Source organism: Acidovorax sp. FJL06, assembly GCF_003852545.1.
GTDB lineage: Bacteria > Pseudomonadota > Gammaproteobacteria > Burkholderiales > Burkholderiaceae_C > Acidovorax.
The window spans coordinates 1-24,127 of the sequence record NZ_QAJR01000038.1 but is presented as its reverse complement, the minus strand read 5'-3'; the positions used below and the strand labels follow the sequence as shown (position 1 = coordinate 24,127).

Sequence of the window (24,127 nt, the reverse complement as noted above, 5' to 3'; positions counted from 1 at the left end):
CCCGCCCCTCCTCCCCCACCCGGCCCTCCACCGGTCTCGCCGCCTCCTCCTGCGCCCGAGCCGGTGCGTGTGAACCTGAACATCACGCTCGAAGAAGAGTCTGTGGGTTCCGGCCGCGGCGAACGCAGCGTGAATGGAGTGATCGGCAATGACGAGGATGAAGGGTTGCTCAGCTACCAGCAAGGGACTTTTGACCTGGGCGGTGGCAGCATCTTCTCCGTCAGCCTGCCGGGCTTTGCCCCCGTGCCCGTCACGGCGGGAGGCGTCACCATCTACTTCAATGCGCTGGGCCAACCCATCCCGCAAGGCGACCCGACACCACCGGCCGTGCTGCTGGTCATCAATTCCAGCGGCAACTACACATTGACGGTGGTGGGGCCGCTGCACCATGCCCCGGGGGACGGCGAGAATTTCCTGGTACTGCCCACCCTGACCATCAATGGGCTGACGGGCGAAGGCGGGGCGTTCACGGCGGAGGTCGGTGTGTCCGTGCAGGACGACATCCCTGTGATTACCTCCGACAGCGAAGGTATCCCGACCCTGATGACTTCGGACCGTGGCGTCAACCTGGCCACCAACACCGGGTACGAAGGGACCGAGAACAATCCACAGGGCACCGACGCGGACACGGATGGCAGCACGTTCAACGGGACGGCGTTCGTCGTTTCGTTTGGCGCCGATGGCCCCAAGCTGCGTCCTGGCGGCAGTGGCGGGGACGAGCAGGGGGAGGACGTGCCCGATGGGTATGCCTTCGCCTTCCAGATTGGCAATGGCGGTGCGACGGGCCTGTATGCCACGGGCACGAACACAGAGATCATGCTGAGCGCAACCGGCAACCCCGGCGAGGTGGTGGGGCGCGATGGCAGTGGCAATGTGATCCTCACGCTGCAGATCGATTCGCAGACGGGCGCCGTTGTCATGACGCAGACGGGTGCCATCCGCCATGCAGCGCCTGACGGTGAGGAGGGGGGGCTGGACGAGCTGCAGTCCCTGGGCAAGGGCGTGCTCTCCGTAGTGCTGGCAGCCACGGACAACGACGACGATACAGTGATGGCCGAGCTGGATTTGGGCGGCCGCCTGTTGTTTGGTGATGACGTGCCTGTCTATCGCTATGGCGGGGAGGAGTCACCTGGCGAGGGCGACGGAACCCAGTACCTGCGCGGGGGGCTGGAGCCCAGCCTTTCGCTGTCTGCCGAAGAAGAGTCCGTGCGCATCGACGGTCGCAAGATCGGCAATGACGAGGATGATCTGCCCCTGACTTCCACCGCAAATGGCGGTCTTACCCAGATCAGCGGCGCGATCAACTGGGGGGCCGACGGCTTTGGTCAGCTCACCGGAGTGCTGGTGGGCAGTGGCGAGGGCTCCACCATGGTGTCCATTGGCCAGACCGTCTGGTTCAATGCCGATGGTTCCGTGATTCCGGCAGGCCCGGATGGTGCGCGGCCGGATGGCGCTGCCGCCAGCCTGGTGGTCGAGGCATCGGGCAGCTACACCCTCACGGTGCTGGCTGCGATGAACCACGCCGCTGGTGGCGAAGTGGTGCAGGGCGAAGACTGGCTGAATCTGCAGACGGTCCGGCTGGTTGGAGAGGATGGCGACGGCGATTCCATCTCCGTGGCGCTGGAAACCCGGGTGCAGGACGACGTACCGGTGCATGTCAAGGTGCTGGGCGTTCCCGTGCCGTTGCTTGCGCTGCTGGAAGAAGAGTCGGCATCGAACGGCGATGGCGGAGTGATCGGCAACAACGAATCGCTGGATTGGCTGGGCCTGCTGCCATTGGGCTCGCTGAGCGCATCCACGGGCCACGAGTCCATGACGGGTGTTGTGCGCTGGGGCGCCGATCAGTTTGGTGGGGTGGAGGCTGTGCGCATTGCCGGGCAGGAGTACGTGGTGGGCAGCACCATGGCTACGCTGTACCTGGACCGCAATGGCCAGCCCATTGCCGATGGCGATACCAGCACCCCCCGCTCGGTGATGCTGGAGATCAATGGCGAGACTGGCGGCTATCGGCTCACCGTGATCGGCCCGTTGGATCACGCCGCTGGCGGTGGAGAAAACCTGATGCTGTTGCCCACGGTGACCTTCGTGGGGGTGGATGGAGATGGTGACCGCATCGGCGTGGACCTCTACGCCAAGATCCAGGACGATGTGCCGGAAGCAGTCCGGGTGGATGGGCGGGCCGTCAAGCTCAGCGTTTTGGTTGAAGAAGAGTCTGTGCCTGTAACTGGCGGAGGCACGCTGGGCAACAACGAAACCGAGAACCCCGACCTCAGCTATGTGAAGTCGGATGCGAGCGGCTTCCAGGGGGCTGTGAAGTGGGGGGCCGACCAGTTCGGCGGTCTCACGGGCATCAAGGTGCAGACGGGATTCTTTACCGAGAACAGCTACAGCCCGGTGGGGGGCGTCGTGACGGTCTACTTCGACCAGAACGGCAAAGCGCTGGCTGCGGGTGCCACCAGTGGCGCTGCGGTGCTGACCGTGAACGCGGAAACAGGGGCCTACCAGTTCGAGGTGCTATCGGCGCTCAAGCATTCCTCGCAGGGTGAGGATCTGCTGAACCTGCCCAAGATCACTTTCATGGGTCAGGACGGCGATGGCGACACCATCGGGGTGGAGCTCAGCGCCTCCATCAAGGATGACGTGCCCATCGTGACAGTGACTGAAGCCGTGCCGGTGGCCGCGCATGGTTTCACGGTGGAATACAGGGGCGGTGAGGCAGGCTACAACAACAGCTTCGGCTACTACTTCAAGAATCCCGACGGCACGATCGACACCTCCAAGGGAGGCATGGTGCTGTGGGACAACGTCAAGACCGAAGGCAGCGCGACAGTATCTTTGCCCACGGGGGTCACGGCCGATCAGGTCGGCTTCTTCATCATCCCCAACGGGGACAGCAGGAATGGGGCGTTGGGCGACGCACAGCCCGTGACCTTCCAGATGGTCAATGGGCAGTGGACGGCCTTTGCGGGGGGCGCGGCCCTGTCGGGCGAGGGGGCTCCGGTGTATTTCTCGGACCAGCGGCTCAACAGCGATGGTCAATCGCATGTCCAGCAGGCGCCCTCCGGAACGGCCGCTGGCCAGAGCAGCCGGGGCAACTTCAACTGGGAAGACCTCAAGATCACATCCACCAGTTCGGACAAGGACTATGACGATGTCAACCTGAACCTGAACTGGAATGTGCCACTGCTGGTGAAGGATGCTGAGGCCGATGTGGGCACCAGCTCCGACACGGATGGCAAGGCGCTGTCGGGTAGCTTCCAGTTCAGCTTTGGCGCAGATGGCGCCGCCGCTACGGGCAGCAAGACATTCGGCCTGAGTGTGGGCGCCCAAGGGCAGGCTTCTACCCTGAAGGACACCGCAACGGGCTCCACCGTGCTGGTGAAGATGGAGGGCGGTGCGGCCGTGGGCTATATCCTCATCAGCGGCGTGCAGACCAATGTGTTCAAGGTGTCGGTGGCGGGGGACGCGGCCAACAACGGCCAGGTGACGGTGGAGCAGTACCGTGCCGTGGTGCACCCCAGCAACGACCCGCACGAGATCGTCAACATTGGCGGCGGCGTGATCCAGTTGACCGCGCAGGCCAAGGACGGCGACGGCGACAAGTCCAACGTGGCCACCTACGACATCGGCCGGCAGATCAACTTCCAGGACACCGGGCCGGTGGCCGCCGACGACGCACTCAACCTCTCCGCTACCGCAGGGGGCACGGGCACAACGAGCCATGCCATTGGCAACGTGCTGGCCAACGATGCCTATGAGGCCAAGGCTGACGGCGGCAGTGCCAGCGTGGTGTTTGCCCGCACGGGGGGCGACCGCTCCTACGACACGACCGATCTCAGCGGTCCATCGCTCGACGCAACGGGAACCATGGGTGCCCTGAAGATTGCGTCCAACGGCGATGCGTCCTACACGCTCGACAACCTCAAGGCCCTGGCTCTGGGCGACGGGGCCTCGGTGACCGACCAGTTCAATTACCAGATGAAGGATGCAGACGGTGACACGGATGTGGCGAATGTGCGCATCACGGTGCGGGGCGTCAACGATGCGCCCGAGTTCGTGACTGGCAACGACCAGACGACCGAGATATGGGTGGACAAGGACGGTGACGGCAACAAGGACAGCGACGAGGTTGCGCGCTACTCCGGCCCGAATGCCGACCAGGTGGCCGTGACGGTGCATGAAGATGCCCTGGCGCAGGGCAACCGCGAGAACCCGGGCCAGAGCACGACCGGTGCTGCCGGCTTTGGGGTTGCGGACCCGGACATTGGCGATACCGTGGTGGTGCGCTTCGATACCACGGGCCCCTTGCCCACGCTGACGTCGGGGGGCAGTCCGATCGTATGGACCCCCAATGCCGCGGGCACCGAACTGATTGGCAAGGTAGGCGCCACCGAGATCATCAAGGTGACCATCGGCGGTACGTACGAAACCGGCTACACAAGCAACGTCGTGCTGCTGGGCCCTGTGGACCACGCCCGTCCAGCGGCTGGGACGAGCACCGATGGCGATGTGAAAGAGCTGAACTTCACGCTCATTGCCAACGACCGGCCGCTCAATCCGGCCACGGGCCTCACGGATTCCATGGCGCTCAAGGTTTCCCTGGAAGACGACGCCCCTGTCGCGAAGATCGTGGACGGGGCCGCTGCTGTGCTGACGGCGATGCTCGAGGAAGAGTCCGCCCTGCGGGGGGGCGCGAAGATTGGCAACGACGAGCGCGACGCGAGCGATGTCGTCAATGGGGCTCAGCTGGAAGCATCCACCGGCGTGCGAGCCATGACCGGCGCCGTGAGTTGGGGTGCGGATGGTTTTGGCAAGGTCACGGGCGTGCAGTTCGGTGGCAACACGGTGGTCGTGGATCTGCTCACGGGTGGCAAGGTGTACTTCAGTGCCACGGGCCAGGCGCAAAGCGGTGCCGCCGGTGCCGCCGCAGTGCTGGACGTCAAGGCCAATGGCGAGTACACGCTCACGGTGACAGGTGCGTTGACGCACTCGGCGCAGGGCGAGGACATTCTCCAGTTGGGCCGTGTGCAGCTCGTCGGTGAAGACCGTGACGGGGATTCCATCGGTGTGGAGTTGGCGGCCAGCGTCAAGGACGACATCCCCGTCATCACGGCGGTGGAGCCCACACCTGTGCCGGGCATCACCGTGCAACTGGTGGGCAGCGACGCCGGATACAACAACACCTGGGGCTACTACATCAAGAACGGCAGTGGCGAACCCACCACCGGCTCGGTGGTGTGGGACAACGTGAAGAACCAGCCGGTGACCAGCGTCACCCTGCCACCGGGCGTGCTGCCCGGCCAGGTGGGCTTCTTCATGATTCCCAATGGTGATAGCCTCAATGGATCCTTGGGCAACAACACCCCGGTGACCTTCTCCAAGGACGGCAGCGGGCAGTGGGTGGCGAGTGTGGGGGGCACGCCGCTGGCTGGGCAGGGTGCGGCCGCATTGTTCGACAACAGTGCGTTGAACCTGGACGGGCTGTCGCACGTGAACACTGTGGCCGTGGGCCCCATCTCGGGCAACCAGAACTGGGAGGACATCTACGGTGGCGGTGATCGGGACTACAACGATGTGCTGCTTAATGTCACCATGCCGCTGCTGGTGGACGACAGTTTCCTGAATATCGATGCCAGGTCCGACCTTGGCTCCACGCGTTTCACGGTGAGCTACGGAGCGGATGGTGCGGCTGCGCTGAACGGCAAGGTGTATGGACTGGTGCTGACGGGAGGTGAGAACACCCTCTCGGGCTTCAAGGACACTGCGCTGTATTCCAATGGCCAGTCGTCCGAGGTGTTGCTCAAGAGTGGCCCCGGCGGCACGGTGCTGGGCTACGTGGTGGTGGGCGGCGTGGAAAAGACGGTCTTCCAGCTGTCGGTCGATGCTGCCACGGGCGAAGTGACCTTTGACCAGCAGCGCACCGTGGTGCATTCCACCCCAGGCGATTCCAACGAGGTGCAGTCTGCGTTGGCTGGCAAGATTGGCTTGCAGCTCACCGCCACCGATGGCGATGGCGACCATGTGCGAGCCAGCATTGATGTGGGGCGCATGCTTTTCATCGCCGATGATGGGCCCGTCGCGCGCGACGACACCGATGGCACGCAATGGATGGTGGACCACTGGGTGGCTACCGGCAATGTGCTCACCGGTGCGGGCACGACCTCGGGTGCTGCGGGCAAGGACCAGCACGAAGGCATGCAGGACGGTGCCAAGGCGGAAGTCGTGCAGGTGCGCGCTGGGGCCGAAGGCGCGGTGTGGGTGCCGGGTACGGCGGTGGCCAGCGGCGGCAGCGCCACGGTGGCGGGCCAGTACGGCTCGCTCACCATGGAGTCCGATGGGGACTACACCTACACGGGCCACCAGACAACCATCCAGCTGGGCAATGGTGCTCCCGTGCCGGAGGGCACCGATGCCTTTGACTATGGCAAGCCCTACACCACCAACCTGGGCGAGAAGCTGATTACCAGCCCCACGCTGGCCGACACGGGTGGCGCCGTCGTCACCAGCCAGCCCAATGGGGCGGGGGTGGACGATCCGAACGAGCCTGTGCCGGGCGACGTGAGCGCCAGCACACCTGAGCAGGTGGGTTATTCGCCCTCTCAGGGTACGGAGGCCCTGTCGGTGGATCTGGGCAAGATGGCCGTGCGTGCGGTGGTGGACATCTCCAACCTGTTCCAGAATGAGTCGGGCCAGACGGGCAACCAGGGCGAGACCGGCCGTTGGGAGGCCTTTGATGCCGCTGGCAACAAGGTGGGCGAGGGGATGATTGGCGGGGCGCTGTTCGCCAACACCAATGTGCACCAAGGCCAGGTGGAGATCGAGGTGCTGGGCGCCGATGGCCACCCGATTGCCTTCCAGAACGTGGTGTTTACCGGCGTGGACTACCTGGCGGGTGACCGGGGCAGCGACAGCTCGGACTACTTCGTGAAGGCCGTGAGCTTTGAGGAGTATGTGCAGGCCGGCACCAAGGACCAGTTCAGCTACCAGATGAAGGACGGCGATGGCGACACCGACAGTGCCACGCTGACCATCGACACCGGGCACCAGCTGAGCACCCAGGGGCTGGGCATGGTCTACGAGGATGGCCTGGCCACGGGCAATGTGGATGCCAGCCCGCATACCACCGACACGGCGGGTGCGCTGGGCATGGGCAGCGCCACCTACACGCTGGGGGTGCCAGTGCAGAAGATCACCTCTGCCGGTACCGAGGTGAGCTGGAATGTGTCGGCTGACGGCAAGACCCTCACCGGCACGGCCGATGGGCGCACGGTGGCGGTGGCCACCATCGACGACAACGGCCAGTACAAGGTAGAGCTCAAGGGCCAGGTGGATCACGCCTACACCCAGAGCGGCGAAGAGAACCTGTATCTGCAGCTGGTGGCGAACAAGACGATGGATGGGGAGACCGAGGTCCAGGGCTTCAACATCAAGATCCAGGACGATGCGCCTGTCTATGTGGGCGGGACGCAGGACACCTTGGTTGCCAACAGCGGTGTGGGCGAGGTCGTGGCCGACCTGGGCGCCCGCGTGGGGGCCGACGTGGTGGATGCGGATGTCAACCTCACGGCGACCTCTGTGGCCTCGGTGGGGGCCTCGCCGGTCCGGTATGTGTCCGTGTCTTACCAGCAAGGGGATGTTGTGGCATCCACGGTGATGACGGTCGGCGGCAGCATGGTGTATTACCAGACCACGACCGACGGAACCATCAAGGCCGTGTACGACGATGGAGGGGTGGTGAAGACCGCTTTCACGGTGACCGGCGTGGTGAATGCCGATGGCACCACCAGCTATGTCACCAACATGCTGGCGGTGGCGGACAAGGTGCAGATCGGAACGGAAGTGGTCACTCCTGGCAGCACCACCACGGTGGAGAAGACCGTGACGTTTGGCGACAGTAGGGACGACGATGTGTTCAAGCCTGCGGGCTACACCCAGTCGTCGTCTGGTGGCGCCGAGACGGCTGCGCGCTATGTGGATTCCGCCACCGGCATCTACATGCAGATCTCGGCCGACAAGGACGAGACGGTGGCCAACGCTGTGGCTCTCAAGAGCGGCAAGTGGGAGGTTACTGCGAACGATACCGCCTTCCAGACGGACGGCAACCAGGCCAACGATCCCAAGGTCAACTGGTCGTCCACGGGCAATGGCAATGGCGGCGGGGGCTTTGGCGTCGCAGACAACTTCATTGGCAACAACAGTTCGGTGGGCGAGCGTGACTCGGACAAGAGCGATGTTGTCGGGGCCGGTGATGGGGCTGGCGAGCGGCTGGTGGTCGAGTTCTTCAAGGCCGATGGAACGCGCCTGAGTGTGACCTCGGCAGACTTCAAGCTCGACCACCTGGGCACGGCGGAAACAGCCATCGTCAACGCGGCCAATACCACGACCGGCAGCGGGGGGGGGACCACCACGACCCCTGTGGGCAGCGCCATCTACAAGGATGGCACGTCATCGGGCAACAACCCGTCGGGCGGTAACGCCAGCATCGAAACCCCGGTCAAGGTGGACCCTGTGGGCAGCACGACCTTCAACACGGTGCAGTTCGCTGCCGAGGATTGCACGGACTACCGCGTGACCGACGCGGCTACGCTGACCTACACCGAAACGGTGACGACGCCTCCGGTCACGAAGCCCGTCTATGCCGACCAGATGTGGATCAACTTCCAGGCCGTGGTTGTCGATGGCGACGGCGACAAGCTGGCGGCCCCCATCAATGTCAAGGTGGTCATCGACACTGACTCCACCCTTGGTGGGGACAAAGTGGCGCTGTCTGACGCGGCGCATGGCGGGCTCGCCATCAAGGGGGGCGATGCCTCTGAAACCATCGTGGGCAGCGCAGGTAATGACACCGTGTTGGCCGGCAAGGGCAACGACGTGGTCAAGGGCGGTGATGGCAATGACAAGCTCGACGGCCAGAAGGGGGATGACACGCTGGATGGTGGCAAAGGGGCTGATACCCTGGTGGGGGGGGCAGGCAGTGACACCCTCACCGGCGGGGATGGCGACGACACGATCAAGATCAACCTGGCGGACAGCACCACAGGTGGCACCGACAAGGATGTCATCAAGGATCTGGCGGTGGGTGACAAGATCGAAGTGGCGGACCTGCTGTCGAATGACGGCGGTGACCTGCTGGCCAAACTGCCCGTCTCTGCAGACGCCTCGGGGGCGACGACCGTGACGCTGGACAGCAATGGCGCAGCGGCTGGCGGTGTAACGCAGTCGGTGGTGGTGGAGCACACCACGCCAGCAGCCCTGGCGGTGGATCTGGCTTTGGGTACGCCGGATGTGGCCACCGTGACCAAGCACGATCCGATCTGAGCAGCGAAGCGCCCTCGCTTGCTCTCTTGTTGCCAGCCCTTCCTCCCGCGCGGTGGAAGGGCTTTTTTATGTGGCTGGGTGAAAATGGGCTCTGGCGCTTGTTGCTTGGGCGCTGAAAGCTATATGGTTGATAGCGGACGCGAGGCGCTGCCTGCCGCTGAAGTTGTTCTGGCCACCCAGGCAGCTTGTGTGCCCCTTTTCTCCTGGGGCAGCGGACTTCCAGAGGGCGTTAGCGAATGCCTGGCCCGGTGGCGCCATCGAAGCCCAAGGATGCAAGCAGGGGCAGATCGGCCCTGGATTCCACGCCCAGGGCAATGACCTGGATACCGATGGCATGGGCGATGTTGCACAGGCCCCGGAGGAACTCCTGGTTGCCCAGGTTGTCTGCGATACCGCGCACGTAGCTCGGGTGGACCTTGATGTAGTCGAGCCCCAGGTCGGCGAGCTTGTTGCCTTCGGTGAATCGCTGGCCGAAGTATTCGATGCCCACGCGGCAACCCAGTTGCTGCAGGGTGTGGGCCAGTGCCTTGAAGGCATCGAAGGCGCGGAAAACGCCGTACTCCGGCACCTCGAACAGGAGGCGTGTGCACATATCGGGGTAGGTATGCAGCAATTGGGTGAGTTCATTGCGGAAGTGGAAATCCGCGATCGTTTCCGCCGAGAGGTTGACCGCGATATCGCCCGCTGTGCTGCGCAAGTGTTCGATGGCCAGGCGCACCACCCGCAGATCGATGGGGGCCGTGAGGTTGAGGTGGGCTGCCATGGGCATGAAATCGCCTGCCGATAGCAAGGCGCCGGACGCATCAGCTGCCAGGCGGATCACGCCTTCCTGGTGGATGGCACCGTCCCCGCTGCCATCGACCACCGGGTAGAAGGCCAACTGGAGCCTGCCGCCGCTGACGGCTTCGGTCAGCAGCGTGCGCCACTGGTCGGCGGGGCGCGCATCAACGGAATGATCGCTCTCATCCACATACAGACTGTTGGGCCCCAGAGACGCCGCACGGGCGAGCGCTTCATCGGCCCTGCTGAAGAGCTCTCCGATTGGTTCTTGCCGACGATAGCCAACGGCGCAAAGATGGAACAGATCGGGCGTCAATGCGGACCAATGGGGCAGCCACTGGGCGGACAGGCTGGCGAAGATGTCCTGCGCTGCCTGTTCCGGGGACGGGGTGGATGGGCACAGCACCCCGAACTCGCCCCCTTTGAGCCGGCCCGCACGCTGGCCGGGCTTGCCTTCGCCACTCTTATAGAGCACGGAGCCGAGGTGCTTGAGCAAGGCGTCGGCTTTTTGGTGACCCAGTTGGTTGTTCAGCCCGTCGAGGTCGGTCAGTCGAAGGACCACCAGACTGCCTGCCGACAGAAACTGTTCTCCTTCCAGTGCTTCTTGAAGGTGCGAAAGAAAGTAGTCCCGGCTGGAGAGACCGGTCACCGCATCGCGATTGACTTTTTTGCGCAGCCCATCAAGGCGGGCGGCTTCTTCCCCGAACATGGACCGCAGGCGTGTGACCATGTCATTCATGCCCCGCGCCACGCTGCGCAGTTCGGGGGTGCGCGGCTCCGCGATCTTGATGAAACGCCGGTCTGCAATGGCCTCGGCCTGCGCCACTACGTCGCGCAGGGGCTTGGTGATGCGTCGTACAGCAATTGTGCCCACGCCGCCTGCGACCACGCTGCCCAGAACAAACCAGGCCAGCAATTCCAGGGTGCCTGTCCACAGGCTTTGGTAGGCATATTGGTCGTGGCTGGCCAGGGTCAGGGTTCCGTACTGTTTCCATCCATCCTGAATCTGGGCCCGGCCCGGCTCTGCATTCATGGGGATAAGCCGGGCAAACCACCCCGGCGCGCCCTGCAATGTGCCTGTGAAGGTGCGTTCGACCAGCGTCTGGCCCGTGGGCGACACAATGCGGATGAACCGGTAGTGCCCCGCATCGAACTGCGCCGCGACCTGCAGTTCGACGGTCACGGGGTCTTTGTCCAGTTGCGACAGGGCCAGGGCCAGCGAGGTGGCGTTGTCAAAGTTCTTGACCTGCAGTTGCTGCTGCAGATAGTGCCTGGCGGACAACACGCTGACCAGCATGCTGCCCCCAAACGCTAGCGCCATGACCCATCCGATCGCAAGCCAGAGTTGTTTGGTGAGTGACATGGTGCTCTATCTCCGATGAATGGCGCGGTGCTTAGAAGCCCTCTTGCCGCATGCGTTCAAGTACGTCGCGCCAGCGTGACAAACGTGCCGTGGGGTCTGCCGAAGAAGTGGCCGCGCCCGACACCCAGAGCCCTTCGTTGTTGAAGCTGAAAACGGGCGAAAGATCCAAGCGGGATGAGGCGGGGCGGATGGTGGTGATGAGGTTGTCCAGCACCATCGGCTCGTCGGCGGGGTTGGCGTAGTAACCCAGAACCATGTGCGCTTCGCTTTTTGTGCTGCCCGCGCCGCCGATGCGGGCCCGCACATAGATCATCCGCAGCTTCGCATTGGGCACGCCCATGTGCAGCAGCGTGATGTACTTGGCAATGGAGAAGTCTTCGCAGTCCCCTGCGTTCTTGCCCATGAACTCGAGGGGCGTGGCCCAGTAGTCCTCTTGCTGCCACACGACGGCGTCGCTTTCAAACAGCATGCGGCGGTTGAAGAAGTTGTTGACATGGGCAAGCTTCTCGGCCTCGTTCAGGTTGCTGCCTTCGTTCATCATCGCGCGCCAGGCGATGACCAGATCGGCCCCTTTGGGGCCATAGCGCTGCAGTGCCAGGGCCTGGATCTTGTCCAGGTCGGGGGCGCTGAAGACCGCGCCGAGCACCAGGGCCATCGCGAATGCCAGCACGGCCCGAAGCTGCACAGTGGCTCGGGGGGCATTCTGGAGAAAGAGGGGCAGGAGGGGCATGGAACGCGTGGAACGCGGTTACCTTGCTGAAAAGGACCTGGTTGGAGTCTGCAGTAGCTGCTTTGTAAAAAAAAACTGTGCGAGTTTCAAGGTAAATGTTACGTTTCGATTCTGCATCACAAACGATTCGGAGTCGCCATGAAACTGCCTCTTACCCTGATCGCTGCCGCCGTTGTCGCCAGTACGAGTGCTTCTGCGCAAACACTTCCGGAAGGACTGGTGGATGCGGCGCGAAAGGCCGTGACCAACAACCCGGATGTGCAAGCGCGGTGGTTCGGTTTTCGAGCGGCCGATTCCGAGCGTGGAGTGGCTCGTGCTGGCTTCTTGCCACAGTTGGATGCGGTGGCCAGTACCGGGCGGGAGAATCGCGTACGTCCTTCAGGAAGCACCGGCTCGTACCATCATACGGGCGCGGCGCTGACGCTGAATCAGATGTTGTTCGACGGCTTTTTCACCAGCAATGAAGTCAAGCGGCTGGGGCATGCCAAGCTGACGCGCTACTACGAATTGGTGGAGGCATCGGAGACCGCCGCATTGGAGGCTGTGCGGGCCTATGCCGATGTGGCGCGGTACCGGGAATTGGTGGAGCAGGCCAAACAAAACTATGTCGAGCACAAGCTGACAACAAAGCAGATCGATGAGCGCACCTCGGCGGGTGTGGGGCGCCGTGTGGATCTGGAGCAGGCGACGGGTCGGTTGGCGTTGGCGGAATCCAACCTCCTCACCGAGGTCTCCAATCTGCACGATGTCAGTGCCCGCTACCAACGCTTGATTGGAGAGCTGCCTTCCGGCACATTGGCGCCTTTGCCAGAGGGCTTCAAGCTCACCGCCCTGCCGCAAAAGCCGGAGGAGGTGGTCAGCTTTGCGCTCAACAACAGCCCCACCATCAACGCCGCCATCGAGAACATGCTGGCCAGCGAAGCGGGGATCGCATCGCAGAAGGCGGGTTTCATGCCACGCCTTGACTTCAAGGCGCGCCAGTCATGGGACCGTAACCTGATTGGAGAGCAGGGACGATCGCGCGACAGCGCGGTGGAGCTGGTCGTGACCTACAACTTCTACCGCGGCGGGGCTGATCAGGCCCGGGAGCAGCAGGCCGTGGAGAACAAATTCCAGGCCCGCGAGCTGAAGGAAAAGGCCTGCCGGGATGTGCGTCAGACCACGGTGATTGCCTTCAATGATGCCCGGCGCTTGGTCGAGCAGATGACCTACCTGGACCAGCACCGGCTGTCGACTGAAAAAGCCAGGGAGGCGTATCGCCAGCAGTTCGATCTGGGGCAGCGCACACTGCTCGACTTGCTTGATACACAGAATGAGGCGTTCCAGGCCAGCCGGGCGTACGTCAATGCCCGGTACGACCAGGTGGTAGCCCAGGCGCGTACGCTGAGTGCGATGGGGCAACTGCTGCCGGCGCTCAATGTGACCCGTGCCGATATGCCTTCCGCAGCAGACGCCGGGCAGCAGCGCAGCGGCATTGACCCTGCGGAACTGTGCCCCGCCGAAGCCCCGATCACTGTGGCTGTTGACAAGGCCAAGGCAGTGGCGGATACACCTGTCCGGCCACGTGCCGTCCTGCCGCAGCCTGCTGCGGCGGCCGCAGGCGCCGCCCCTGCGGGGGCAGCCAAGCCAGCGGGAAGCCGGTAGCAGATCACCAGTTCATCCCAGGAGGGCTGGCTGTGCACGTGCCACCCTCCTGCGAATGACTGCGTGGGCAGGAAGTGTTACACCCCGGCCGCGTGCGCCTGCTGGTCCGCGTGGTAGCTGCTGCGCACCATGGCGCCCACGGCCGCGTGGCTGAAGCCCATCTTGTAGGCTTCTTCTTCGAACATCTTGAAGGTGTCGGGATGCACGTAGCGGCGCACGGGCAGGTGGCTGTTGCTGGGGGCCAGGTACTGGCCGATGGTCAGCATGTCGATGTTGTGTTCGCGCATGTCGCGCATCACCTGCAGGATCTCTTCGTCGGTTTCGCCCAGGCCCACCATGATGCCGCTCTTGGTGGGGACGTTGGGGTGCAGGGCCTTGAACTTCTTGAGCAGGTTCAGGCTGAACTGGTAGTCGGAGCCCGGGCGCGCTTCCTTGTACAGGCGGGGCGCGGTTTCCAGGTTGTGGTTCATCACGTCGGGGGGCGCGGCCTTGAGGATCTCGAGCGCGCGGTCATCGCGGCCGCGGAAGTCGGGCACCAGGATCTCGATCTGCGTGGCGGGCGACAGCTCGCGGATGTTCTGGATGCATTCCACAAAGTGGCCGCTACCGCCGTCGCGCAGATCGTCTCGGTCCACGCTGGTAATCACCACGTACTTGAGCTTGAGCGCGGCAATGGTCTTGGCCAGGTTCAGCGGTTCGTCCTTGTCCAGCGGGTCGGGGCGGCCGTGGCCCACGTCGCAGAACGGGCAGCGGCGCGTGCACTTGTCGCCCATGATCATGAAGGTGGCCGTGCCCTTGCCAAAGCACTCACCGATGTTGGGGCAGGAGGCCTCTTCGCACACCGTGTGCAGCTTGTGCTCGCGCAGGATCTCTTTGATCTCGTAGAAGCGCGTGGTGGGGCTGCCGGCCTTGACGCGGATCCAGTCGGGCTTTTTCAGCACTTCGCCCTGCTCCACCTTGATCGGAATGCGCGAGAGCTTGGCGGCGGCCTTCTGCTTGGCCAGCGGGTTGTAGGCTTCGGTGGATTGCGCTTCGCGGACGACTTCAGGGGTGCTCATGGCGTGTGGACGGCGTGGTGGAGGAGGTCAAGGCGCGAGACGGATGCTGAGCTGCTGGCCCAGCACCTGCGCGGCTTCTTCCCAGGTGGTGTGGACCCCGATTGTAGAAAGGTCCACCGTTTGCAATCCTGCGTAACCGCAAGGGTTGATGCGCGAGTAGGGTTCCAGGTCCATGGCGACGTTGAGTGCCACGCCGTGGTACGTGCAGTGCCGGCTGACCTTGATGCCCAGCGCGGCGATCTTGCCCAGGCCGTTGAAGTCGGGGGCCGGAGGGGCTCCGGCGTCTGTGCGTTTTTGGGGGCGCTGGGGCAGCAGTGCGTGGCTGTGGGGGTTGTCCAGGCGCACATAGATGCCGGGTGCGCCGCCCACGCGGTGGCCCGTGACGCCAAAATGCGCCAGCGTGCGGATCACGGCCTCTTCCACGCGGTACACATACTCTTTGACGAAATAGCCAGCGCGCTGCAGGTCGATCAGCGGGTAGGCGACCACCTGGCCCGGACCATGGAAGGTGACCTGCCCGCCCCGGTTGGTGGCCACCACGGGGATGGTGCCAGGGGCCAGGACATGGTCGCTCTTGCCCGCCAGCCCCTGCGTGTAGAGCGGCGCGTGCTCGCACAGCCACAACGCATCGGGGGTGTCGGGCGTGCGTGTGGCCGTGTAGTCCTGCATGGCCTGCACGGTGGCGGTGTAATCCACCCTGCCGAGGATATGGGGGCTGATGGGCATTGGCCTGGGGTGCGCGGTCGTGGACACGGGCCTACAGGACGACCTTGACCAGGGGGTGCGAGGACAGGGCGCGGTACAGGTCGTCGAGCTGTTCCCGGCTGGTCGCGGTGATGGTGATGGTTACTCCGAGGTAATTGCCGGCGCGGCTGTCGCGCAGTTCAATGGTGCTGGCGTCGAAGGTGGGGTCGAACTGGCGGGCCAGCTCGGTGATCGCGTGCACAAAACCGTCCACCTTGGCGCCCATCACCTTGATGGGGAACCTGGAGGGGTATTCGATGAGCGAATCTTTGCGTGGGTCGGTGGCGGGTGCGGCCACGCCGTTGGCGGGCGGAGGGGTCGTGGATGTCATGGTGAAAAGCCCTTGGGTCTTTGCTTCGGTTTCAATAGCTGGCGGCGCTGTCCCATTGTGTGCCAGAGGCTTGGCGATGGGCTGTTGCAGACCCCTTGCGCGTGCGCCAATTCGGTGCGCGGCGGGGTGTTTTTTGCCCTCCGGGCCGTTGGCATGTCACCACAACGGGGCACGCGCGCACGCCCGCCGCAAGCCCAGTTTGCGGGTTTTTGCCGACGGCCATGGGTTTTTACTTATAATTAGAGGCTTTGTGAAAGTTGCAGTCTGTAACGCGGGCGTCATTCAACAATGAAAACAATCGCGCCTGAGACTGAAGTTGAGGCTGAAGAATCTGACTTCAAGCCCCTGACGGCCCAAGAGGCCGAGCAGTGGCGCAGTCGCAATCCTCCCATCTCGGTGTGGAAGGTGGTGGCGGGTCAGGCACTGGTCGGAATGCTGGTGGCCCTGGTGGCCTGGGTTCTGACAGGGCGGGCATCGGTGGGTTGGTCTGCAGCCTACGGTGCGCTGGCCGTGGTGGTTCCGGCAGGCTTGTTTGCCCGGGGGGTGTTGCGTCACAAGGCGTCATCCAATCCGCGTGCTGCCATGCTGGGGTTCTTTGGTTGGGAAATCGCCAAGATCGTGTTGACGGTGGCGCTGCTTGCAGCGGCACCCCGGCTGGTGCCGGGCTTGAGCTGGATTGCCTTGCTGGTTGGCATGGTGATCACAATGAAAACGTACTGGGTGGCGCTGTTGGTGCGGCCTGGTGTCCGAAAAACCGATTGATAAAGAGAAGAGTTGTCCGATGGCCGCAGAAGCGCACGCTCCGACTGCAAGTGAATACATCGTTCACCACCTGCAGCATCTTCAAAACATCAACCAGACCAAGATTGTTGACTTCACGGTCATCAACTATGACTCCATCATCGTGGGTTTGGTTCTGGGTGCCCTGACCCTTTTGATTCTGTGGTCTGCAGCCCGCAAGGCCACCTCCGGCGTTCCCGGCCGTTTCCAGGCCGCCGTGGAAATCCTGGTCGAGATGGTGGACAACCAGGCCAAGGCCAACATCCACAATGCCGAAAGCCGCAAGTTCATCGCCCCCCTGGGTCTGACGGTGTTTGTCTGGATCTTCCTGATGAACTTCATGGACATGCTGCCCGTGGACCTGCTGCCCGCCATCTGGGCCCAGATCTATGGCGCCGCCGGCCATGATCCGCACCATGCCTACCTGCGCGTCGTGCCCACGGCCGACCTGTCCACCACCCTGGGCCTGGCATTTGCCGTGCTGGTCCTGCGCTTCTGGTACAGCGTCAAGATCAAGGGCGCCGGCGGTTGGGCCCACGAACTCGTTTCTGCTCCATTCGGCACCAGCAAGAATCCCATCTTCGCCCTGATCCTGGGCGTGGTGAACCTGCTGATGCAGATCATTGAATATGTCGCCAACACCGTGTCCCATGGCATGCGGTTGTTCGGCAACATGTACGCCGGCGAACTGGTGTTTATGCTGATCGCCCTCATGGGTGGTGCGGCTGCGCTGTCGCTGTCGGGTGTGCTGCTGCCTGTGGGCCACGTCATCGCTGGCACCATCTGGACGCTGTTCCACATTCTGGTGATTACGCTGCAGGCCTTCATCTTCATGATGCTTGCACTGATCTACCTCGGTCAGGCGCACAACGCGCACTAAGTTTCCCTTTCGTTTTTTCTTTCCTTTAACTTTTCTTTTTTAACTCAGGAGTCATCATGGAAAACATTCTCGGTCTCGTCGCTCTGGCTTGTGGTCTGATCGTTGGTCTGGGCGCTATCGGCGCTTCCATCGGTATCGCACTGATGGGTGGCAAGTTCCTCGAGTCGTCGGCTCGCCAGCCTGAACTGATCAACGAACTGCAAACCAAGATGTTCATCTTGGCCGGTCTGATCGACGCTGCGTTCCTGATCGGTGTTGCTATCGCTCTGCTGTTCGCGTTCGCCAACCCCTTCGTTTCCACGTTCTTGGTCAACCTGCCCAAGTAATTCCCGTTCAACGCCACTCTAGAAAGGTGTTGCCGTGAGTATCAATGCGACCCTGTTCGTACAGGCCATCGTCTTCCTGATCCTGGTGTGGTTCACGATGAAATTCGTGTGGCCCCCGATCGCGAAGGCGCTGGATGAACGAGCCCAGAAAATCGCCGATGGCCTCGCAGCTGCCGACCGTGCCAAGTCCGAACTGACCGCTGCCAACCAGCGCGTCGAGAAGGAACTGTCGCAGGCGCGCAACGAGACGGCCTCGCGTCTTGCGGACGCCGACCGTCGTGCCCAGGCCATCGTTGAAGAAGCCAAGGCCCGCGCTAGCGAGGAAGGCAACAAGATCGTTGCTGCTGCCCGTGCCGAGGCCGAGCAGCAGACGGTCCAAGCCCGCGAAGCCCTGCGTGAGCAGGTGGCAGCGCTGGCCGTCAAGGGTGCCGAGCAGATTCTCCGCAAGGAAGTCAATGCTGGCGTCCATGCCGACCTGCTCAACCGCCTGAAGACCGAGCTGTAAGGGGACACACATGGCTGAACTCGCCACCATTGCCCGCCCTTACGCCGACGCCTTGTTCAAGGCCGCGACTGCGGGCGCGGGCGTCGATCTGGGCAGCACCGCTGCCTGGGTGGACGAACTGGCGGCGATTGCCGCCAACCCCCAGCTGCGCCAGCTGGCGGACAACCCCAAGGTGACGGCAGACCAGGTGTTTGCCGTGTTCACAGGGGTTGCCCGTTCGGCGTTGCCCGATACGGCCAAAAATTTCCTGCGCACAGTCATCGACAACGGACGCATCAATGCGCTCCCGGAAGTGGCTTCGCAGTTTCGTGCCCTCGTGAATCGTCGCAACGGATCTTCGGATGCCGTGGTGTACAGCGCCTTCCCCATGGACAGTGCTGCACTGTCCGAGGTCAGCGCAGCGCTCGAAAAGCGCTTCGGCCGCAAGCTCAATCTCGCTGTTCAGCAGGACGAGTCCCTGATCGGCGGCATTCGCGTAGTGGTGGGTGACGAGGTGCTGGACACTTCGGTCAAGGCCCGTCTTGAACAAATGAAAGCGGTCCTCACCGCGTAAGCGCGGCGAGGACAGCGAACCAAAGAAAGAAGGAAAGAGTCATGCAACTCAATCCCGCAGAAATTTCTGAACTCATCAAGAGCCGCATCGAAGGTCTGGCTGCCAGCAGCGATATCCGCAACCAGGGCACCGTGGTGTCCGTGTCGGACGGTATCGTGCGCGTGCATGGCCTGTCGGACGTGATGCAAGGCGAAATGCTCGAGTTCCCCGCCACCAAGGACGGCGTTGCCTCCTATGGCCTGGCACTGAACCTCGAACGCGACTCCGTCGGCGCCGTGATTTTGGGCGAGTACGAGCACATCTCCGAAGGCGACACCGTCAAGTGCACGGGCCGCATCCTGGAAGTGCCCGTGGGCCCCGAACTGGTCGGCCGCGTGGTGAACGCCCTGGGCCAGCCGATCGACGGCAAGGGTCCCATCAACGCCAAGCTCACCGATGTGATCGAAAAGGTCGCACCGGGCGTGATCGCCCGTAAATCGGTGGACCAACCCCTGCAAACCGGCCTGAAGTCCATCGACTCCATGGTGCCCGTGGGCCGTGGCCAGCGCGAGCTGATCATCGGTGACCGTCAGACCGGCAAGACCGCCGTGGCCATCGACGCCATCATCGCCCAGAAGGGCCAGGGCGTGACCTGTATCTACGTTGCCATCGGTCAGAAGGCATCGTCCATCAAGAACGTCGTGCGTGCTCTCGAGCAAGCTGGCGCGATGGAATACACGATTGTGGTGGCCGCATCGGCTTCCGAATCCGCTGCCATGCAGTACGTGTCGGCCTACTCGGGCTGCACGATGGGCGAGTACTTCCGCGACCGTGGCGAAGACGCCCTGATCGTGTATGACGACCTGTCCAAGCAGGCCGTGGCGTACCGCCAAGTGTCGCTGCTGCTGCGCCGCCCACCAGGCCGCGAAGCCTACCCTGGCGACGTGTTCTATCTCCACAGCCGCCTGCTGGAGCGTGCCGCTCGTGTGAACGCCAACTATGTCGAAGCCTTCACCAAGGGCGCCGTCAAGGGCAAGACCGGTTCGCTGACGGCCCTGCCGATCATCGAAACGCAAGCCGGTGACGTGTCTGCCTTCGTGCCTACCAACGTGATCTCGATCACTGACGGCCAGATCTTCCTGGAAACCTCGCTGTTCAACGCCGGTATCCGTCCCGCCATCAACGCCGGTATCTCGGTGTCGCGCGTGGGTGGTGCTGCCCAGACCAAGCTGGTGAAGAACCTGTCCGGCGGTATCCGTACCGACCTGGCCCAGTACCGTGAACTGGCTGCGTTCGCGCAGTTCGCTTCCGACCTGGACGAAGCCACCCGCAAGCAGCTGGACCGCGGCGCCCGCGTGACCGAACTGCTCAAGCAGGCACAGTACAGCCCCCTGTCCATCTCGCTGATGGGCGCGACGCTGTTCGCTGTGAACAAGGGCTTCATGGACGACATCGACGTCAAGAAGGTTCTCGACTTCGAGCACGGCCTGCACCAGTTCCTCAAGACCAGCCACGCCGCACTGCTGGCCAAGCTGGAACAGGCCAAGGCCATGGACAAGGACGCTGAAGCCGAATTGACCGCTGCTGTCGCCGCGTTCAAGAAGTCGTTCGCTTAAACCGGACGAGGAGCCATCATGGCAGCAGGCAAGGAAATACGCGGCAAGATCAAATCGGTGGAGAACACCAAGAAGATCACCAAGGCCATGGAGATGGTGGCTGCATCCAAAATGCGCAAGGCGCAGGACCGGATGCGCGCTGCCCGTCCCTACAGCGAGAAGATCCGCAACATTGCAGCCAACCTCGGCCACGCCAACCCCGAATACGTGCACCCGTTCATGAAAGTGAACGATGCCAAGGTGGCGGGCGTGATCGTGGTGACAACCGACAAGGGCCTGTGCGGCGGCATGAACACCAACGTGTTGCGTGCCGTGACGTCCAAGCTGCGCGAACTGCAAGGTGCTGGCGTGTCTACCGAAGCCGTGGCGATTGGCAACAAGGGCCTGGGTTTCCTGAACCGTGTCGGTGCCAAGGTGGTTTCGCACGTGACGGGTCTGGGCGACACGCCCCATCTGGACAAGCTGATCGGCCCCGTGAAGGTGCTGCTCGATGCTTACGCTGAAGGCAAGATCAACGCGGTGTACCTCTCGTACACCAAGTTCATCAACACCATGAAGCAGGAGTCGGTGGTGGAGCAACTGCTCCCCCTGTCCTCCGAGCAGATGCAGGCCGAGAAGACCGAGCATGGCTGGGATTACATCTACGAACCCGATGCCCAGACCGTGATCGACGATCTGCTGGTCCGTTATGTCGAATCCCTGATCTACCAGGCCGTTGCGGAAAACATGGCGTCCGAGCAGTCGGCACGCATGGTGGCCATGAAGGCCGCTACCGACAACGCCGGCAGCGTCATTGGCGAGTTGAAGCTGGTCTACAACAAGACGCGCCAGGCAGCGATCACGAAGGAACTGTCCGAGATCGTGGCTGGCGCCGCTGCTGTGTAAGCAGCTCAACCAACATCTTTATTGGAGCGAAAAATGGCTCAAGTGCAAGGCAAGATTGTTCAATGTATCGGCGCGGTGGTGGACGTTGAGTTCCCACGCGACCAGATGCCCAAGGTTTACGACGCTCTGAAGCTCGACGGCTCGACCCTGACGCTGGAAGTGCAGCAGCAGCTGGGCGACGGCGTGGTGCGTACCATTGCGCTGGGCTCGTCCGACGGCCTGCGCCGCGGCATCATGGTGACCAACACCGGCAACGCCATCACCGTGCCCGTGGGCAAGGCAACGCTGGGCCGCATCATGGACGTGCTGGGTGCGCCCATCGACGAACGTGGTCCGGTCAGCCAGGAACTGACGGCATCCATCCACCGCAAGGCCCCTGCGTACGACGAACTGTCGCCTTCGCAAGAGCTGCTGGAAACCGGCATCAAGGTGATCGACCTGGTGTGCCCGTTCGCCAAGGGCGGCAAGGTGGGGCTGTTCGGCGGCGCCGGCGTGGGCAAGACCGTGAACATGATGGAACTCATCAACAACATCGCCAAGGCCCACTCGGGTCTGTCGGTGTTCGCTGGTGTGGGCGAGCGTACCCGCGAAGGGAACGACTTCTACCATGAAATGGCCGATTCCGGCGTGGTGAACCTGGAGAAGCTCGAAGAGTCCAAGGTCGCCATGGTGTACGGCCAGATGAACGAGCCTCCAGGCAACCGTCTGCGCGTGGCGCTGACCGGCCTGACCATCGCCGAGTCCTTCCGTGACGAAGGCCGTGACGTGCTCTTCTTCGTGGACAACATCTACCGCTACACGCTGGCCGGTACCGAAGTGTCCGCTCTGCTGGGCCGTATGCCTTCCGCCGTGGGCTACCAGCCTACGCTGGCCGAAGAAATGGGACGCCTGCAAGAGCGTATTACGTCCACCAAGGTCGGTTCGATCACTTCCATCCAGGCCGTTTACGTGCCAGCCGATGACTTGACCGACCCTTCGCCTGCCACGACGTTCGCTCACTTGGACTCCACCGTGGTGCTGTCCCGTGACATCGCTTCGCTGGGTATCTACCCCGCCGTGGATCCGCTGGACTCCACCAGCCGCCAGCTGGACCCGAACGTCGTGGGCGAAGACCACTACACCACGGCCCGCGCCGTGCAAGGTACGCTGCAGCGCTACAAGGAACTGCGCGACATCATCGCCATTCTGGGCATGGACGAACTGGCTCCTGACGACAAGCTGGCCGTGGCCCGCGCGCGCAAGATCCAGCGTTTCCTGTCGCAGCCCTTCCACGTGGCCGAAGTGTTCACGGGCTCGCCGGGCAAGTACGTGCCACTGGCCGAAACCATCCGTGGTTTCAAGATGATCGTGAACGGTGAGTGCGATCACCTGCCAGAGCAGGCGTTCTACATGGTCGGTACCATCGACGAAGCCTTCGAAAAGGCCAAGAAGGTGGCCTGATTGCCCGGTGGCTGAGCGGCCCCTGGCGGCTCAGCCCTCTGCGATCAAGCAACCCATCTTTTCCTAGGAGCAATGATGAACACCATCCACGTTGATGTGGTCAGTGCCGAAGAGTCCATCTTCTCCGGTGAAGCGCGTTTCGTGGCGCTGCCCGGCGAAGCGGGCGAATTGGGCATCTACCCGCGCCACACCCCGCTGATCACCCGCATCAAGCCGGGCTCGGTGCGCATCGAGATGGCCAACGGTGACGAAGAGTTTGTTTTCGTGGCCGGTGGCATTCTGGAAGTGCAGCCCAACTGCGTGACTGTGCTGTCCGACACCGCCATCCGCGGCAAGGATCTGGACGATGAGAAGGCCAATGCCGCTAAGGCATCGGCCGAAGAAGCGCTCAAGAACGCCAAGAGCGAGCTGGACCTGGCCAAGGCCCAGTCCGAACTTGCGGTGATGGCGGCCCAGATTGCGGCACTGCGCAAGTTCCGCCAGAAGAAATAATCCAGGACATCCTTTCTGGAATGAAAAAAACCCGGCCATGCCGGGTTTTTTTATGCCCTTCCCTTGGAACAGGTTCTTACGGTGGAGGACGGATGGGGCGGTGGCTGTCCGGTGGGGATAGCGGGTGCGGGGGGCGCAGTGTCGCCTGAATGAGGTGGTTTGAGGCCTCGTTCTGAGGCTGGCTGCTGGCAGCTTTCTGCCGTGCGTGCAAAAAAAGGCCGAGGCCCCTTGTGGGGCCCCGGCCTTTTTGCATTTGCATTTGCACTTCGCTACCGGCCTGTGCAGGCCGGTTGGAATTACATGGCGCTGAATTCGCCCGAAGGGATCTGGCCGGTGCGCAGGGCTTCGGCAGCCTGGGCACGCACGGCAGCGCGGTCGGCCGTGGACTTGTAGGTCACCACGCGCGAACCAGCGGGTTCCTGGCTGCGGGTCTGGGCCACGGTGGAGGCTTCGGCGGCCACTTCAGCACGGGTGCGGTTGGTTTCGAACTTGGTGGCGAACTGCGAAGCATCGGCTTCGTCGGCGTGGGCGCCGAAAGAGGCAAAAGCAGCGACAGCGGCGATGGACAGGAAACGGGCAGCGTTGTTCATGGTGAAACTCCGGTGAAATTCAAAAATGGGGTTCAAGAGGTCAGAGAAGGGCAGCAGTGAATCCGGTGGATTCGGCTCAGCCTTGCTCACCCGAGGGGATCTGGCCGGTGCGC

The 24,127-nt window shown here is 63.0% G+C and carries 17 protein-coding genes; 11 read left to right on the top strand and 6 right to left on the bottom strand.

The features are described 5' to 3' along the window. Nucleotides 1-69: 69 nt before the first annotated feature. Nucleotides 70-9,318, top strand: a complete 9,249-nt coding sequence (locus DBV10_RS19525; RefSeq protein WP_124515264.1) for a DUF5801 repeats-in-toxin domain-containing protein — start codon at nucleotides 70-72, stop codon at nucleotides 9,316-9,318. 229 nt (nucleotides 9,319-9,547) lie between these two features. Here DBV10_RS19525 and DBV10_RS19520 read toward each other — a convergent pair whose 3' ends face one another. Next, the gene (locus DBV10_RS19520; RefSeq protein ID WP_233589992.1) at nucleotides 9,548-11,419 is read right to left on the bottom strand and encodes an EAL domain-containing protein; all 1,872 of its coding nucleotides are present in this window, start codon (nucleotides 11,417-11,419) and stop codon (nucleotides 9,548-9,550) included. A 73-nt stretch (nucleotides 11,420-11,492) separates the two neighbouring features. Further along, entirely contained in the window at nucleotides 11,493-12,146 is a 654-nt protein-coding gene (locus tag DBV10_RS19515; protein ID WP_233589991.1) for a transglutaminase-like cysteine peptidase, read from the bottom strand. 183 nt (nucleotides 12,147-12,329) lie between these two features. Here DBV10_RS19515 and DBV10_RS19510 point away from each other — a divergent pair, with 183 nt between their 5' ends. Continuing rightward, complete coding sequence (locus DBV10_RS19510) at nucleotides 12,330-13,835, top strand: TolC family outer membrane protein (protein ID WP_199740196.1); 1,506 nt, start codon at nucleotides 12,330-12,332, stop codon at nucleotides 13,833-13,835. A 77-nt stretch (nucleotides 13,836-13,912) separates the two neighbouring features. Here the strand turns inward: DBV10_RS19510 and lipA are convergent, their stop codons facing one another. The 3 genes from lipA to DBV10_RS19495 are packed head-to-tail and all read right to left on the bottom strand — an operon-like array spanning nucleotide 13,913 to nucleotide 15,968. After that, nucleotides 13,913-14,893: a lipoyl synthase gene (gene lipA / locus DBV10_RS19505; RefSeq protein WP_124515261.1), complete on the bottom strand. Its 981-nt coding sequence runs from the start codon at nucleotides 14,891-14,893 to the stop codon at nucleotides 13,913-13,915. Between the two features lie 27 nt (nucleotides 14,894-14,920). Further along, complete coding sequence (gene lipB, locus DBV10_RS19500; RefSeq protein WP_124515260.1) at nucleotides 14,921-15,619, bottom strand: lipoyl(octanoyl) transferase LipB; 699 nt, start codon at nucleotides 15,617-15,619, stop codon at nucleotides 14,921-14,923. A 31-nt stretch (nucleotides 15,620-15,650) separates the two neighbouring features. Beyond that, entirely contained in the window at nucleotides 15,651-15,968 is a 318-nt protein-coding gene (locus tag DBV10_RS19495) for a YbeD family protein (protein WP_124515259.1), read from the bottom strand. 288 nt (nucleotides 15,969-16,256) lie between these two features. On the opposite strand from DBV10_RS19495, the gene DBV10_RS19490 reads away from it, so the two are divergent. The 9 genes from DBV10_RS19490 to DBV10_RS19450 all read left to right on the top strand — a co-directional run bounded on the left by DBV10_RS19490 (nucleotide 16,257) and on the right by DBV10_RS19450 (nucleotide 23,424). After that, a complete protein-coding gene (locus DBV10_RS19490) occupies nucleotides 16,257-16,730 on the top strand; it encodes an ATP synthase subunit I (protein ID WP_124515258.1) in 474 nt (157 codons plus the stop codon). Between the two features lie 19 nt (nucleotides 16,731-16,749). Then, the gene (gene atpB / locus DBV10_RS19485) at nucleotides 16,750-17,628 is read left to right on the top strand and encodes a F0F1 ATP synthase subunit A (protein ID WP_124515257.1); all 879 of its coding nucleotides are present in this window, start codon (nucleotides 16,750-16,752) and stop codon (nucleotides 17,626-17,628) included. Nucleotides 17,629-17,684: 56 nt separating this feature from the next. Then, the gene (gene atpE, locus DBV10_RS19480) at nucleotides 17,685-17,954 is read left to right on the top strand and encodes a F0F1 ATP synthase subunit C (protein WP_099657604.1); all 270 of its coding nucleotides are present in this window, start codon (nucleotides 17,685-17,687) and stop codon (nucleotides 17,952-17,954) included. Nucleotides 17,955-17,988: 34 nt separating this feature from the next. Further along, entirely contained in the window at nucleotides 17,989-18,459 is a 471-nt protein-coding gene (locus DBV10_RS19475; protein WP_124515256.1) for a F0F1 ATP synthase subunit B, read from the top strand. Nucleotides 18,460-18,469: 10 nt separating this feature from the next. Beyond that, a complete protein-coding gene (locus tag DBV10_RS19470; RefSeq protein ID WP_124515255.1) occupies nucleotides 18,470-19,012 on the top strand; it encodes a F0F1 ATP synthase subunit delta in 543 nt (180 codons plus the stop codon). Nucleotides 19,013-19,053: 41 nt separating this feature from the next. Next, complete coding sequence (atpA, locus tag DBV10_RS19465; RefSeq protein ID WP_124515254.1) at nucleotides 19,054-20,607, top strand: F0F1 ATP synthase subunit alpha; 1,554 nt, start codon at nucleotides 19,054-19,056, stop codon at nucleotides 20,605-20,607. A gap of 18 nt (nucleotides 20,608-20,625) precedes the next feature. Next, a complete protein-coding gene (gene atpG, locus DBV10_RS19460) occupies nucleotides 20,626-21,492 on the top strand; it encodes a F0F1 ATP synthase subunit gamma (protein WP_124515253.1) in 867 nt (288 codons plus the stop codon). Nucleotides 21,493-21,525: 33 nt separating this feature from the next. Then, nucleotides 21,526-22,932 carry a F0F1 ATP synthase subunit beta gene (gene atpD / locus DBV10_RS19455; RefSeq protein WP_124515252.1) on the top strand — a complete coding sequence of 469 codons (1,407 nt, stop codon included), beginning with the start codon at nucleotides 21,526-21,528 and terminating at the stop codon, nucleotides 22,930-22,932. A gap of 75 nt (nucleotides 22,933-23,007) precedes the next feature. Further along, nucleotides 23,008-23,424: a F0F1 ATP synthase subunit epsilon gene (locus tag DBV10_RS19450; protein ID WP_063460851.1), complete on the top strand. Its 417-nt coding sequence runs from the start codon at nucleotides 23,008-23,010 to the stop codon at nucleotides 23,422-23,424. Between the two features lie 296 nt (nucleotides 23,425-23,720). Here the strand turns inward: DBV10_RS19450 and DBV10_RS19445 are convergent, their stop codons facing one another. Continuing rightward, nucleotides 23,721-24,014: a DUF4148 domain-containing protein gene (locus tag DBV10_RS19445; RefSeq protein ID WP_124515251.1), complete on the bottom strand. Its 294-nt coding sequence runs from the start codon at nucleotides 24,012-24,014 to the stop codon at nucleotides 23,721-23,723. Nucleotides 24,015-24,127: the final 113 nt, after the last annotated feature.